The following is a 14,916-nucleotide window of genomic DNA, read 5'->3' as shown; positions in this document are numbered from 1 at the left end:
TTCGTGTGTTTGATTGCGTACGATGTAGCCATTTTTCCAATCGGAAGACTTCTGCGGAACGAACAGATCAAATCCGAAATCGCAATCTGATCTGTTCCTAGTCGCTACTTCTTCGGGAACACACCGTGAATGGTGTTCGCGACGTAGGCATCGAACTGGGCCTTGTACCGGCCGACCTGCCTCTTGAACGCTTCCAACTCCAACATGCTCAACGTGCCATTCCGCAGCCGTTCTTCCTGATCTGGCTCCAGCTCCCAGTTGAACCCTAGCTCGCTCTTCAGTTCGAGCGCCATGACTTCGAGCGCGGTCCCGGCGTTCGAAATCGGAAACCAGACGTGTTGCTGCGACGCCGTGTGAACGTAAAATGATTTCTTTACGGTCTGAAAGGTGCTCTGGTCGATGCGCCCTCCCGGGGCATACAGTTCGTATTTGGGCTTCGGCGCAACGCGTAGGTCCGCATAGTTTCGTTCGATGAATTCAGTGACGGTTTGAAGCAGCACCTCCTTCGAGACCGTAGCCGGAATTTGGATGGCGATGGCCCCGCGTTCGACATCAGCAAGAGCCGAGAGCACTCTGACCGACGGCACTTGGACAAAGAACAGGTGCCGGTGATCAAACAGCCACTCCTGCCACGACGATTCGTTTTTGTACAACCGCTTGCCGGTGTGGATATCACCCCAGTCCTCGTACAACTGGACGATGCGTTCGAACCGGCTTTCCAGTTCGATGCAGGCCTCCCGGTCGTCATCGCGACGGGCCGCGCAGTACGCCTTGTAGTCCGCGTTTTCCTTGAAGTATCGATACCACCACCATAGCCAGTCGCTCGCGGTGTCGTTGATCTTGAAATCGAACTTCGTTAGCCCGTCCGCCGACTCCGACGAGTAGGTAATTCGGAACATTGATGCGATCTGCTCGGAATTCGCTGCCACGGTAGCTCCAACTCCCCAAAAGGATCGAATCTATCGCAGCAAGCTTTCGATCAGCAAGCGTCGATCGTTGGAGCGTTTCGAAGCGCAGCGGAATGCCGTCGATAAATACCTGGGCAGGCCCGAACAGCACCGGGCAAGAAACAGAGGAAAACATGAACGACTTAGAACGACTACAGGCGGCAATCGCCGAACACAAGAGACGCTGGACGGAAAAGTATGGCTGGGTGATGCGCGAAGAGTGTCGCTACCCGACGATGGAAGAGGAAATGCGCCGCGAGGTTGAGGCCGAATGGACACGTGAGGCTAACGCCTGCATTCGAGCGATCATTGCCAACGCTCACCGCGATGGCGATGATGCAGATACGTTGACGAATTGAAAGGCAATCTCGACAGCGTCCAAAATGTTCGCGCCCGCCTCTGATCGACTCACGCTGGACGCTGGGCCGCGCACCGCCTCATAATCAACTTTCGGCGAGTAACGGCCATTCGTCCCGCCGAGTCAGTCGGCAGATCATCGGCCAAAGCGCGGCACGAACTAAACCGTTAGATTGATCTTATCGACGATGCTCTGAACGAATGCATCTGCTGCGGGCTTGTTGTCACGAAGCCAAATTCGGACCAATGCCGCCATCAATGCGGGATGGTCACAACCAAGTGATACCGGCAATTGAGTGAACCAGTCATGCGCGTCTAGGCCATCGACAGCATCTAACGCTACCCCAACTGCGTCGCGGGCGCGACGCAACTCCGTTGCAAGTAGATCTTGCCCGTCATGCCGCGAAGTCAAACCATCGCGCAAAATATGTTCAGGCGATACTTCACCCGGCAGGAAAAGGTGAGGCCAATTGAAGTGGCGCGAGTCTACTCGGGCGCGCATGTCTCCGTCGTACACGCCAATTACATTCAGCCAGCCATGTCTTGATAGCGGTAGTGTTGATAGAACAGAATCGATTTTTGCGGCGGAGCCGGCCTCCACCACTTCGACATGTGACAGCACGTCGAGGTTTGTTTCTCCCAACAAAGCAAGCGCGAATTGATGTGCCGCTCGGTCCTCCACAAGGACGAGAGCACGTTTTAGGGTCGTTGCACCAAGTAGATCGTTCACCTGTACTTTACTTGGCCCGATGGAGGCCGAGGTTCCATTAGCGCTCTTCGAAATTAAAACGATATTTCGATTCGGCAGGTTCGCGATAATCGCCGGGGAATGCGTCGTCAGAATTATCGACAGCCCTTTCTCGTCGCAAGCCCTCGCCAGAATATCCATTAAAGCGCGTTGAGAGCGCGGGGATACGTGTGCCTCGGGTTCCTCGAGCACCAGCACTGAGTTTTTCTCGATTGTTCGCAACTTCCACAGCACGAACAGGAGCGACAATTCCCCGTAACCCATGCTTTCACTTCCATAGCTGTGGCCCCCAGCCTCCGCTATGAAATAGGGGAATGGGTCCAAGTCCCCATACTCCGTGATTTCGTATATTGAGCACGAATCTATTTTTTTCCCCAGCAAGTACCACAATGTCTCGAGTTCATCGGCGTCGAGCGTAGATGGGCTTAACGGTTCCAACAGATCAGAAAAGTTGGCGTCTTCGTTTACTTGCTTATGGGTAAGATTGACAAGATATGACGGTTCGAGCCAGTAGAATTCTGCTTCGAACTTGCCTTCGCCGAGCGTTCGCACACCATCCGCGTCTTCTCGAACAATGATGTCTTTGCGACCAACTTGATCTGTTACGGTACCTTGCAGCTCACTGTTTCGCAGCCTCGCCTGGTGCCCGACTCCGAGAGGCATTTCCGGATCGGCCAGCAGCTCCGAAATCGCGGCCAGCAATGCAGATTTCCCAACACCGTTCCCGCCCACAATGGCACAAATGCCGGTCGGAATTGCCACCTCGCTGTCCGCTACGCAAAGGAGCCGCTTGAACCTCAAGACTTCAAGTCGCGACGGATATGCCCTGAGAAATGTACGCCGCCAGTGGTCATCAAACCGAGCTTTTCGCAGATTCATGCCAGACGTCCCCAGCCGTTTTCAACTAGGCGTCGAGCGACAGAATCGTCTTCGAGTGGTTGACCGGTCGATGAATCCTGTGCAAATGCCGAACGCAGTTGGTCGATTTCCGGACGAGCTATCGACCCGTCTAATGCGGCTATAAAATCATCGAACACTAGCCATAAAGTTGCGTCACGCAGTAACACCGACGAGACATCGGCAACTCGCGCTGTCGAGCGGCTCTCGTACACATTAAACAACCATTCCGACGGGGCCAGCGATGCAACTTGTTCCGATTGGAGCGAGCCGAGTAAGCGAGCACTCTCGAAATAGTTCATGAAATTCGCAAGCGTTTCGGCCGACATCCAATCGTAATCACGCATCAAGCATCGCACAGTGAACAGCAGCCAAGTCGAAAGGGTCGCCTTGTTAAATTTCATTTCGACACTGCGATGATCTCGGGTATCGCCGAATAGTTTCAATGACTCGTGGATCAATCTCGTAGTCTCGGGCGCAAGAGGAGCCTCTGATCGATACAGTTCGATCAAATCAGAGGACTTCACTTTCGCGTCCAGAGAACCACGCTCCAAAGACAATGCAACGCGCGATAGCACGTCGTCGTATGCCATCCGCGAGTTAGAAAACCCGAGGAAATCCTTGCCCAGTCCCATCTCGTCCAAGGCCTCCACCAGCCCCTTTATCTGAGCACGGACCGGACCGAAAAATGCATTTCGCTGTTCTGCACCAGTGAGGCTGGTAGGCTGGTTAAGCCGGAAAAACAATTCGCCGGGTTCGCCGGGGCGATAGTCAACGATTCGAAATAGGCGAATCGTGAACTGGTTGAACCGCCGCTTCCAGACTTCCGGTAAATCACGATATTTGCTGCCGTGGAGGGTGGCCAAGCCATCGTCGATCGGTTCGATTTCGCCATCTAGTGCAAACTCACCGTCGATGAAGTCGCGGATTGCGACCAAGCGTTGCTGCCCGTCGAGTACCTCTTGCTTGCGCGTTTGCACGTCTTCGATCACGTGAATTGGCGGAACATGCCAGTCGCGAAGAACGCTGTCGACAAGACGTTGCTTTTTGGCCCGAGACCAGACTTCTCCCCGCTGAAAATCGGGCTGCAAATCAATATCGCCGCTCTTGATGCGTGAGACGATGGTTTCGATGTCGGGGTCGGACGGTAGCAGGCGCATATCTGGTCTCTTATTGGCAATCGCAGCGAACACGTACCGCTGTTGCGAGCGTAATTTTCCATATTGTCTCGCGCAGCCTGATGCCAGCTCGAGACGACGACAGATTCTGCCATATCGGCCGTACCAAGCTGAAATACGGGACGTGGAAATCGGCCCAGGAGGATTAAACATCGAACGTCGTGGGATGGTTATGAACACCTGTCTTTCTCAATGCAGACGTTCACCGATAGTGGCAGCCGATGGGTTGCCATCGGTCGCGTTGGCTGACGATACGACCCACGTGCGTCAATTTGCAACATGCTATTTCGTTCGTTCTGGCGGTTGTTCAGACCGCCAGAACTGATCGCCGCACCCAACTCGGCGTCAACGACAGCCGCGATTGCGATGGCATAGAAGCCGAGATGCCCACACAGTGGGGAAACTCGGTATAGTTGGAACGCGTGGGCATTTCGGTTGCCCCATTATGACGGACGTCGATATGATTCCAATCGGTGCAGCAGCCACACTACTCAGCGGCGTGAGCAGCGCCATCAGTTCCGGGCTGTCGAAGCTGACGGGCCAAAGCTCAACGAGTGAATCGAGCCAGCCGAGTTTTGCGGCACACCTGAAGACGGCAACGTCACAGAGCAGTCTTGGCAAAAGCACGCACCACCATCAAGCGTTGAGCGCATTGGCGAATTCTTCGCCGTCGCCTTCGCAAAGCACTACTGGTTCGGGTACGACAGCCGTCGGCTCAGTCATCAACATCAGCGCCTAAAAGGCCACCGCAAACGAGTCGGGGAATGACGAGCATCTACTTCTTTCGTTCAGGCCGTCCGAACAAACGGCCCGTCTGATCGCGCGGTCCAACCCGACGCCCATCCGATTCGTACGTGTTCTTCGAAGGCGAACTGTAGAACCCGAGCCGCCGACGTTGCGAATCGTATGCGACAGTGCTTCCGTTGCTGGTCTTTTCTTCGAAGCCGATGATGCGGCCCATCCCGTCACGCACAGGTTTCGTTGCCATGTGTTTTTCCCTTGTAGTGAAACCGTAGGGAAATTCTATCCAGCCTAGCGGGGGTGGGCGCGGAATTTTGCGGCCGAGGACATGCCGGTGATAACACTCAGCAAACAGCAGTAAATACTAGACGGCGCGTGTTGACACCGGCAGGTCAGGCGTGGTCTTGGGCCGTTCCTTGAGATTTCAGTGCAAACTCCGCCAGCTTTTCCAGCATCGCGCCAATGGCCTCGGCATGAGCGACCAAACCGTGCCCGCCTTCAATCGACTGAAGATGCAATAGCTCCGGATTTTCGAGGTCAGGCCGAATCATACGAACGGCGTCGCTTCGCGAGATCATCGTGAAAAACCGCTCGCTAACGTCCGGCGTCAGCCGCAAGTTTGACGCAATGTGCGTGTTCGCTTCATCCGCACTGGCACCGTTGGCGATCATGCGTGCCCGAAACTTGTCGATGAGATAAGGCTTGTCGATATAGCCGCCGGGATACATGGCGATTCGAACAATGAGCCGCTTGATATGCTGGCTCAACCGCGCTCGCACATCGTATAGCTCGTCGCCTTCCAGTTCGCTGATCCGCTGTAGTAACTCGTCAATCGATGCGCGAACCGCCGTTACGTCAACGGTCGCATTCGCGCGGAGATCAAATTTCTGTCGTGTCTCTTCCAGTTCCGCACTGAGCTGCATACGTTCCTGTTCCAGTTGGACCATACGCGCTTCAAACTGCAGGAACTTCGCTCCCGATTCGATGGCTTCGAGAATGTTCGCCTGCTTCTGCTCATTGTCAGCCATTGATGATTCGAGCACCGCGATGCGCGCACTCAGAGCCGTAAGTTCCGACTTGACCGTATCGCGGGTCTGGAGGAATGCATCCAAATCCAGCCCCTTGCAGTACGCGAGAACACTACGTTCGAATTGAGGATATTCCCACGGCACATAGTGGCAACCCTTCCCTGCTTTCGCTCCCGCACAGACCAGCAACTTTGCACGCGGCCCGCTATGCCCCTTGTTCACATACACCATCGATCCATTGCAGTAACCGCAGCGAAGAACGCCTGAGAACAGATTCGAAAGCGTTTGGCCCTTCCGTCCAGCACTATTCGTTCGGCGCGACTGACGCGCTGACTTCGCAAGAACGAAATCTTCGTCCGAGACGATTCGCGGAAAGTAGTCGGGAGCCGGATCGCCCTCGGGAATACGCTTCCCGTTGACGAGCGTATGCGGCTGGAATTCGCCGAGCACGGCCCGGTTATCGAGGATCTTTTTGATGTACGACGCGTGCCACTGGTTTGCTGAACGTGTCCCGAGCGTGGGAATCTCTTGCTGGTTCAGTCGCCGCGCGATGGTTTCCGAACCGATCCCGTCTCTCGACCACTCGAACATGCGTTGAACCAGCTCCACGTGATCCGGTATGAGCGAGTAGGCTGTCCTATCCTCATTCAGTTTCAGCCACGCCGGAGCCATTTCGGTCAGTTTCGTGTCACTGATCCTGCCGCGCTTCGCCTTCCATGCCTCCTTCAATCGCCGACTTTTGGTTAGCGATTCTTCGTGCGCGCGGGACATCACAACAATCGAGATGATCAATTCCGTGAATTGCTCGTTTATCTTTTCCTTGCTGTACTCCCTGCCGTCCGCCAGTGTTACAAGACGGATTCCGCGATTGATGATCGACATGAAAATCTCAAGCGCATCGGTGACCTTCGCTCGCGAAAGCCGGTCGAGCGACTCGACAAGCAAATACGATCCCGGTTCGACAGCACCTGAATCGATGGCGCGGAGAAACGCACCGAGTTCGCCGGTTCTGATGTTCGACTTGTCGAAAGCCGATACCCCGAGATCACGGTACGTCAGGTTTTCATCAAGGGTCAGCCCATGGGCCTCGGCGTACTTCTGCGAGAGTTCAGTTTGCCGCCGGAATGAGTCGCCGGATTGTTGTTCTGGCGTCGAAAAGCGGATATACGAATACGCCTTTGGCGTCGGGGTAGCAGGCACGGCACGGGCGGCAGAAACACGGGAGGTCTAATCTATCACAAGGTCATATGCTATAGCCGCCTGATAGGGTCTAATTAGCCCAGTGGGTTTATTTGGCCCTACGTCCTTGCTGGTCGGGCCGCCCGGTGCGGGCAAATCGATGCTTGCCGCCCGCCTGCCGGGCCTGCTGCCGCCCATGACCGACGACGAAGCGCTCGCCTCCGCTGCCTTGCTGTCCGCCAGCCGGGCCGGTTTCACGCCCTCGCAATGGCGTCGACGGCCGTTTCGCGCCCCGCATCATTCGTCGAGCGCCGCGGCGCTGGTCGGCGGGCGCAATCCGCCGCAGCCCGGTGAAATTACGCTGGCGCATCTGGGTGTGCTGTTTCTCGATGAGCTTCCTGAGTTCGATCGCCATGTCCTCGAAACGCTGCGTGAGCCCCTCGAAGCCGGCCGCATCACGATTTCGCGTGCCGCTTTGCAGGCGGATTTCCCGGCTGCGTGTCAATTGATCGCCGCCATGAATCCGTGCCCGTGCGGCTGGCGCGGCGATCCCAACGGCCGCTGCCGTTGCACGCCCGAGATCGCTGCGCGCTATTTGCGGAAGCTTTCCGGCCCCTTGCTCGACCGGATCGACATCCAGCTCGAGATGCCAGCGCTCACGCCGGCGGAACTGTCCGCCCGCTCGACGGCGGCCGGCGAGACAAGCGCCGTTATCGCGGCGCGCGTCAACCGCGCCCGCGAGCGGCAATTGAGCCGTCAGGGCAAAACCAATCGTGAACTGGGAGGACGAGAAGTGGACGAGGTCTGCCGCCCCGACTCAGCGGGCGAAGCCTTGCTGCGTGAAGCCGGCGAGCGCTTCGGCTGGTCGGCGCGTGCGTACTACCGGGTTCTGAAGGTAGCACGCAGCATCGCCGATCTCGCCGGCGCGCCCATGCCGAGCGCCGCGCAGATCGGCGAAGCGATCCAATATCGCCGGGCTTTTGGCTCCCGATGAGGCGAAAAATATGCTGTCAAGACTTGACTTATGCACACGCACACGTTCCAGACAGATTTTGAAACATCTGAAAGGTACGCTGCGGACCGCATCCAAAAGGCATTGATTTGATTGAGTTTTTTTAACAGCCTTGAGAGGGTGGAATCTGACAGAGTGCCCATAGAATGGGCATCTCCAGCCAATTTGCGCGAGTTCTCAACAGAGTTATCCACAGGAACGGCGAGGAATAGGAAAACCCCAACGTAAACCGGGAATTAGCGCGCGATGCTACGAAGGAACTTTCACTGTGCGCAGCGCTTCCGTTTCGCCCCATCACGCGCCGAATCGGCCAAAAATACCGCTCTCAATAGAGTTGGAACGACGAAAAAAATTGGTCGACCTGTTCTTGCTGCATCGGCTTCGATGCAATGATCGCCGCCTGATAGACATGCCGCCCGCGCGCCACAAGCCGGGCGTAGACAGTGCGTGTCTCGTGCTGCGAGCCAGCCTCGCCGCTCAGCTTCATTTCCAGGCCGAGCACCTGGCCGCCGGCAGCAAGCGGGACCTGCACGGCACGCGCATCAGGCGCAGCGCCCACGTTACGGGCGAGGCCGGTGCGCAGGAAATCGAGCGCGGCGCTCTGCGTGGCTTCGTCGTCGTTGGGCAGCATGACTGTGCCGACCGCGAAGACGGCGTCGCCGGCTTCGGCCGTCTGCATCGCCATCTGCATCGGCGTGCCGTTGATCTGCACGGCCCGCTGATCGCTGCTCGGCTTGGCCGGCAGGTCGACGGTGTAGCCGTTGTCGTTGTTCATGATGGTCCGCCAGTCGAAGGTCGGCGAGCAGGCACTCAGCGCGACGCCTAGCGCCATCGCGCAAGCCAGCGTGCTCAAGACTGCGCGCGCACTCGACAATGGGGGCGTGGCGCCGACTGACCAGTCGCTGGTGTCGATCAGGCGCGGTGGCCGGTTAAAAAAACGGCCCGTTGAGCGGCTGGCGGAAGTAAGACAGGACGGAATTTGAGCGAGAAAGCGACCAACGCGACTAGCGCGAAAAACAGTTCGGAACATGGGGACAGAAGATCGGACTGACGAGAACGTAAAACCCTATTATCCGCTCCTGGCCCGCGTCCCGCCGCGTCGCCGGAATGTGGCTACAATAGAGAGGCTGTCCAGCACCGGGCCGAAAGCCCAAACCGACGCACTGTCCCGCGCGTTCCGCGCGACTCCTGAGGTTCCGTTCATGAGCTCCACGCCGTCCACCGCCACCCGGCGGGCGAATCCGCTTCGCTACATCATCATTGCCGCCGTGGCCGTTGCGATCGCCATTGCCGGTTATTTCGCGTTTGCCGGCCAGCAACGCGTGCCCGACGCGACCTTCACGTTGCTGTCCGGTCAGAAAGTTTCCACTGCCGACCTGAAAGGCAAGGTCTACCTCGTCAACTTCTGGGCGACGAGTTGCGACACCTGCATGAAGGAGATGCCGCAGATGGTCCAGACCTATAACCGCTTCAAGGGCCAAGGCCTCGAGTTCGTCGCCGTGGCGATGAACTACGACGCGCCCATGTACGTGGCCAACTACACGCAAACTCGCCAGTTGCCATTCAAGGTCGCGATGGACGACGGTTCGGCCGCCAAGCAGTTCGGCAACGTCCAGCTCACACCGACCACGTTCCTCATCGACAAGGACGGCAAGATTCTCAAGCGCTATGTAGGCGAACCGCAATTCGCGGAACTCGACCAGTTGCTGGAAAAGGCGCTGAAACCGGCGTGAACGCGCGGCGCAGCCTGACGATTCGACTGATTCAAAAACGCCAGCGTCGCATCTAGACGCCGGCGTTTTCATATCCTCACCGCTCCCCTTCCCCTTTGGCCGCGAGGCCATATCGCTTGATCTTCTCGTAGAGCGTTGCCTTGCCGAGTTGCAGCTTGTCTGCCGCCACCGCGACCACGCCGCCGGTCTGCTCCAGCGCCTCCGCGATCACCGCCCGCTCGAATTGTTCGACGCGCTCCTTCAAGGGCTGCGTGGCCGCGCCGTCGTCGCCGAAAGACATGACCGGATCGTCCGCGATGCCGAGCACGAAGCGGTCGGCGGCGTTGCGCAGCTCCCGCACGTTGCCCGGCCAGTCGCGCTGCATCAGGCCCGCGCGCTGACGGTCGGTGAGGATCGGCGCGGGGCGTTGATAGCGCACCGCCGCGTCCAGCAAAAAGTGTTCGAAGAGCGGCACGATGTCCTCGCGACGCTCGCCCAACGGCGGCAGCGCGATCGTCACCACGTTCAGCCGGTACAACAGATCGCGCCGGAACGAACCGTCCGCGACATGCTCGGCCATGTCGCCCTTGGCGGCAGCGACCACGCGGCAATTCACGCGAATCGGCTGATTCGAGCCGAGCCGTTCCAACACGCCGTCCTGCAGCACACGCAGCAGCTTGACTTGCAAGCCGAGCGGCATGCTCTCGATCTCATCCAGAAACAGCGTGCCGCCCGACGCATGTTCGAGCTTGCCGATGCGGCGTTTCGCCGCGCCGGTGAAAGCGCCCGGCTCGTAGCCGAACATCTCCGATTCGAACATCGGCTCCGGCAACGCGCCGCAGTTCACCGCGATAAACGGCTTGTCACGGCGCGGCGACAGTTCGTGCAGGCTGCGCGCGATCAACTCCTTGCCCGCGCCGGTGTCGCCGTTGATCAGGACGGAGGCGTCGGTCGGCGCGACATTGGCGATCAGCCGCCGCACCTGTTCGATGGCCGGACTCCTGCCGATGATCCGCGGCGCCACTGAGTTCTGTTCCGACAACTCACGGCGCAGCGCGATGTTCTCCAGCACCAGCTTGCGGCGCTCCAACGCGCGCCGCACGGTTTCGATCAGACGTTCGGACGCGAAAGGCTTTTCGATGAAGTCGTACGCGCCGTCGCGCATCGCCTGAACGGCCATTGAAATATCGCCGTGTCCCGTCACCAGAATCACCGGCACGTCGGGCGCACGCTCGTGGCATTGCGCAAGCAGATCGAGGCCGCTCGCGCCCGGCAAGCGAATGTCGCTGACGATCACGCCGGAGAAGTCCGCGCTGATCGTCTTCGCCGCGGATTCCACCGAGGCATGCCCGATCACGTCGAAGCCCGCCAGTTGCAGACTCTGCACGCTGGCGCGCCGCACCAGTTCGTCGTCTTCTATATACAGCACTTGCAGGCCGTGGTTCAGCATGGCGTTTTCCGTGTGATTCAGGAGCCCGTGGTTAGCGGGTCCGTTGTGTGGCTCGTCTGCACGCGCGCGCGGCGCAGCGTCAACACGAACAATGCACCGCCGTTCGGCGCGTTGCGCGCCACCAGCGAGCCGCCGCAATCGCGCGCGATCGACGACGATATCGCGAGTCCCAGCCCCAGCCCCTGGCCCATTTCCTTGGTGGTGAAAAACGGCTCGAACAGACGCGGCAGGACATCGTCGGCAATGCCGGGACCGTTATCGCTCACCGCGAACGACAGATTCGCATCGGCGACTTCGATCTCGATCGAAATGCGTGGCGGGTGGACGTCGGCGGTCGCATCGAGCGCGTTGCCGAGCAGGTTGATCAACACTTGTTCGAGCCGCAGATCGTCACAATTTGCGATCAGTTCGGGATGGTCGTCGGCGAGACTCAGTGGCATACGCGTGCCGCTCTCCGCATCGAGCAAAGCAAATTCGACCTCGACGCCCTGCAAGCGCTTTTGCAGCAACGCGACGACGTTGCGCAACGCTCGCACGATCGGCGCCCGCGCACTGCGTGGCCGCGCGCGTCCGACGAATAGTTTCAACTGATTGGTGATCTTGCCCATGCGCTCCGTGAGCGCAGCGATTGCTTCGAGATTTTCGCACGCCGACGCCTGGTCGCCGCGCTCGAGCAGCACGCGCGTGTTGTCCGAGAAACCGCGCAACGCGGCGAGCGGCTGATTCAATTCATGCGTGATGCCGGCGGCCATCTGACCGAGCGCGGCGAGCTTGCTCGCCTGGATCAGTTCGTCGTGCGCGGCACGCAACTCCTGCTCGGCGCGCGTGCGTTCGGCCACTTCCTTCTGCAACTGTTCGTTCGCCTGCGAGAGATCCGCGGTGCGCTCGGCGACCCGCCGATTCAGTTCGGCGTAGGCCTTTTGCAGCAGCGCGCGACTGCGCATCACCTCACGCACGCGAGCCCGGCGCATTCTCCAGTAGAACGCGAGCAACACGAGCGACACGTAGCCGAAGGCGGTGACGATGGTCGCCTTGCGCGCATCGGCATCGACCGGATCGACGGGCGACATGGTGATCAGATGCCAGTCCGGCTCGCCCATGCCGCGCCGCGACGCCAGATAACGCGGCGCATAGCGGCCGCCGCCGATGCGCACGATCTGCGCGTTGCCTTCGAGCATGCGTTCGATCGATACCGGCAGCGGCGCGATCGGCTGCTGCGCGTATTGACGCGCCTGATAGATCGAATCGGCGACCGGCCCCGACAGCGGCCGGATAGTGTGGTACTTCCACGCCGGCACCGACGACAGAAAAATCACGCCGTGGTCGTCCGTGACGACGAGCGGCTCGGACGCATCCACGCCCTGGAACCATTCGAGATCGAGTTTGACGACCGCCACGCCGACGATCTTGCCCTCGCGCCGCACCGGCTGCGAGATGTAGTAGCCCGGCGCCTGCGAGATCGTGCCGATGCCGAAGAAGCGGCCTACACCGCCTTTGACCGCATCGACGAAATACGGCCGGAATAGATATCCACCGCCGATGAAGCTGCCCGGCCCGCGCCAGTTGCTCGCGGCGACGCAAAAGCCGTCGAGCGGAATGATGTAGGTGACCGTGGCGCGCGCGTGGCGGTTCAGGTCATCGAGATAAAGGTTGGCGCGCTCGACATTGGCCGGCGTGGGATTGACCAGCACGTCCTGCACGATCGGATGTTCCGCCAGCAGATAAGGCAGCGATTCGTAGCGTTCGAGCGTGCTCTTCAGCGCGCTGGTCGTACGATCGACGCGCACCGCGGCGTTGCGCCGCAAATGGTCGATGCCGCTTTGCCACGCGATGCTGTAGGTGAGTCCGCACGCCACCACGAGCCCGGCGACGAGCGCGAAGAGGATCAGCAGGCGTCGCGTCACGTTGGCAATATCCGATCGGTGAGGATCGTTTATTGTGGCATAAGGCGACGCGTCGTCGGCGTCAGCTTCGTCGGCCGACGACGTGAGGGTTGGGCGCGCGGCCACCGGTTTCATACGCTGGTGTCCGCGGCCGTGAGCGTTACGTTACAGGACGTTGCCGATTGCGCGGCTTAAGCGCCGGCCGGCTCTTTGACCGCCACCTCGCCACGCAACGCGGCGTTCAGCTTGTTGCGGTCCAGTTCCTTTTCCCATGCCGACACCACCACCGTCGCCACGCCGTTGCCGACGATGTTCGTCAGCGCGCGGCATTCGCTCATGAAGCGGTCGATACCGAGAATCAGCACCATGCCCGACAGCGGAATGGTCGGCACCACGGCCAGCGTCGCGGCCAGCGTGATGAAGCCCGCGCCCGTCACGCCGCTCGCGCCCTTCGAGGTCAGCATCGTCACTGCCAGCAGCGTGAGCTGTTGCGTCCACGTGAGGTCGGTGTTGGTGGCCTGCGCGATGAACAGCACGGCCATCGTCATGTAGATGTTGGTGCCGTCGAGGTTGAACGAATAACCGGTCGGCACCACGAGGCCCACCACCGAACGCGAGCAACCGAGCTTTTCGAGCTTCAGCATCAGTTGCGGCAGCGCGGCTTCGGACGAGCTCGTGCCGAGCACGATCAGCATCTCTTCCTTGATGTACGCAACGAAGCGCAGGATGTTGAAGCCCACCGCACGCGCGATGATGCCGAGCACCACCACCACGAACACGATCGAGGTCAGATAGAACGTGCCGATCAGTTTCAGCATCGGCAGCAGCGAGCCGATACCGTACTTGCCGATCGTGAAGGCCATCGCACCGAACGCGCCGATCGGCGCCAGTTTTGTGATGATCCGCACCACGCCGAACAGCACATGAGCGAGCCCGTCGATGAAGTTCGTCACGACCTTGCCTTTCTCACCGGCCGTTGCGAGCACCGCGCCGAACAACAGCGCGATCAGCAGGATCTGCAGGATTTCACCCTGCGCGAACGCCGACGTGAGCGTGTCCGGAATGATGTGCATCAGGAAGTCGACCGAGCTTTGGCCGTGCGCCTTGGCGGCATACGACGCGACCGCCTTGCTGTCGAGCGTGGCCGGATCGATGTTGAAGCCGACGCCCGGCTTCAGCACATGCGTGGCGATCAGGCCGAGCACCAGCGCGAAACTCGAGACGACCTCGAAGTACAGCAGGGCTTTGCCGCCGACGCGCCCGACCTTCTTCATGTCTTCCATGCCGGCAATGCCCGTCACCACCGTACAGAAGATGATCGGCCCGATCACCATCTTGATCAGCTTGATGAAGCCGTCGCCGAGCGGTTTCATGTCGACGGCGAAATCCGGATAGAAATGGCCGAGTGCGATACCTATAAGGATCGCCACGATCACCTGGACGTACAGCACTTTGTGGATAGGTTTCTTCACGATAATTCCTGCGATGTGGATGAGCTCAATGGCCTGCCACGCTGCGCATCATGCGAACGAATAGTCGTCACGCCTGTGCACGGCATTAGGCCGCGACAAGGGACGAATTCAGAAATACCGGGAAGGGAAATCGGACATCGTTGTCTCCTTGCTGTAGTTGTCGGACCGTTGCGGCCGCGGGTTCTATTTTGCAAGGTCGATGCCAGCTCGATGCCTGGATCGATGCCTTGATTTTTATAGGTTTTCTGGCGATCCAGTGTACGCGCCGTCCGGGATTCTGGAAATCCGGACAAAGGCTGTCGGGGAATCCGG

General features: G+C 59.3%; 12 protein-coding genes and 1 pseudogene. 4 read left to right on the top strand and 9 right to left on the bottom strand.

Annotated features, from left to right (window positions below):
- Positions 1-104: 104 nt before the first annotated feature.
- On the bottom strand, positions 105-929 hold the full coding sequence (locus HF916_RS29360; protein WP_168792414.1) for a hypothetical protein: 825 nt from the start codon (positions 927-929) through the stop codon (positions 105-107).
- A gap of 152 nt (positions 930-1,081) precedes the next feature.
- On the opposite strand from HF916_RS29360, the gene HF916_RS29355 reads away from it, so the two are divergent.
- Complete coding sequence (locus HF916_RS29355) at positions 1,082-1,306, top strand: hypothetical protein (protein ID WP_168792413.1); 225 nt, start codon at positions 1,082-1,084, stop codon at positions 1,304-1,306.
- 158 nt (positions 1,307-1,464) lie between these two features.
- On the opposite strand, the gene HF916_RS29350 is transcribed toward HF916_RS29355, so the two are convergent.
- The 4 genes from HF916_RS29350 to HF916_RS29335 all read right to left on the bottom strand — a co-directional run bounded on the left by HF916_RS29350 (position 1,465) and on the right by HF916_RS29335 (position 7,096).
- On the bottom strand, positions 1,465-2,814 hold the full coding sequence (locus HF916_RS29350; RefSeq protein WP_168792412.1) for an ATP-dependent nuclease: 1,350 nt from the start codon (positions 2,812-2,814) through the stop codon (positions 1,465-1,467).
- Positions 2,815-2,927: 113 nt separating this feature from the next.
- Positions 2,928-4,109, bottom strand: a complete 1,182-nt coding sequence (locus HF916_RS29345; protein ID WP_168792411.1) for a DUF262 domain-containing protein — start codon at positions 4,107-4,109, stop codon at positions 2,928-2,930.
- Between the two features lie 793 nt (positions 4,110-4,902).
- On the bottom strand, positions 4,903-5,115 hold the full coding sequence (locus HF916_RS29340) for a hypothetical protein (RefSeq protein ID WP_168792410.1): 213 nt from the start codon (positions 5,113-5,115) through the stop codon (positions 4,903-4,905).
- Between the two features lie 145 nt (positions 5,116-5,260).
- Entirely contained in the window at positions 5,261-7,096 is a 1,836-nt protein-coding gene (locus tag HF916_RS29335; protein WP_168792409.1) for a recombinase family protein, read from the bottom strand.
- Between the two features lie 106 nt (positions 7,097-7,202).
- Between HF916_RS29335 and HF916_RS29330 the strand changes: the two are divergent.
- Positions 7,203-8,069 (top strand): annotated as a pseudogene (locus HF916_RS29330) (YifB family Mg chelatase-like AAA ATPase); the annotation flags it as partial.
- Between the two features lie 343 nt (positions 8,070-8,412).
- Here the strand turns inward: HF916_RS29330 and HF916_RS29325 are convergent.
- On the bottom strand, positions 8,413-8,919 hold the full coding sequence (locus HF916_RS29325; RefSeq protein ID WP_168795691.1) for a hypothetical protein: 507 nt from the start codon (positions 8,917-8,919) through the stop codon (positions 8,413-8,415).
- Here HF916_RS29325 and HF916_RS52120 point away from each other — a divergent pair.
- A complete protein-coding gene (locus HF916_RS52120) occupies positions 8,849-9,070 on the top strand; it encodes a hypothetical protein (protein ID WP_168792178.1) in 222 nt (73 codons plus the stop codon). The two genes, HF916_RS29325 and HF916_RS52120, sit on opposite strands and share 71 nt — an antisense overlap.
- A gap of 219 nt (positions 9,071-9,289) precedes the next feature.
- On the top strand, positions 9,290-9,820 hold the full coding sequence (locus tag HF916_RS29315) for a TlpA disulfide reductase family protein (protein ID WP_168792408.1): 531 nt from the start codon (positions 9,290-9,292) through the stop codon (positions 9,818-9,820).
- 76 nt (positions 9,821-9,896) lie between these two features.
- Here HF916_RS29315 and HF916_RS29310 read toward each other — a convergent pair whose 3' ends face one another.
- The 3 genes from HF916_RS29310 to HF916_RS29300 are packed head-to-tail and all read right to left on the bottom strand — an operon-like array spanning position 9,897 to position 14,604.
- Positions 9,897-11,249, bottom strand: coding sequence for a sigma-54-dependent transcriptional regulator (locus tag HF916_RS29310; protein ID WP_206002010.1), 1,353 nt, complete (start codon positions 11,247-11,249; stop codon positions 9,897-9,899).
- Positions 11,250-11,266: 17 nt separating this feature from the next.
- On the bottom strand, positions 11,267-13,267 hold the full coding sequence (locus HF916_RS29305) for a sensor histidine kinase (protein ID WP_168792407.1): 2,001 nt from the start codon (positions 13,265-13,267) through the stop codon (positions 11,267-11,269).
- 56 nt (positions 13,268-13,323) lie between these two features.
- Positions 13,324-14,604, bottom strand: coding sequence for a dicarboxylate/amino acid:cation symporter (locus HF916_RS29300; RefSeq protein WP_168792406.1), 1,281 nt, complete (start codon positions 14,602-14,604; stop codon positions 13,324-13,326).
- Between the last annotated feature and the right edge of the window lie 312 nt (positions 14,605-14,916).

Origin of the sequence: Paraburkholderia aromaticivorans (genome assembly GCF_012689525.1) — a bacterium.
Classification (GTDB): domain Bacteria; phylum Pseudomonadota; class Gammaproteobacteria; order Burkholderiales; family Burkholderiaceae; genus Paraburkholderia; species Paraburkholderia aromaticivorans_A.
This window is presented reverse-complemented; position numbering and strand designations above follow the sequence as displayed.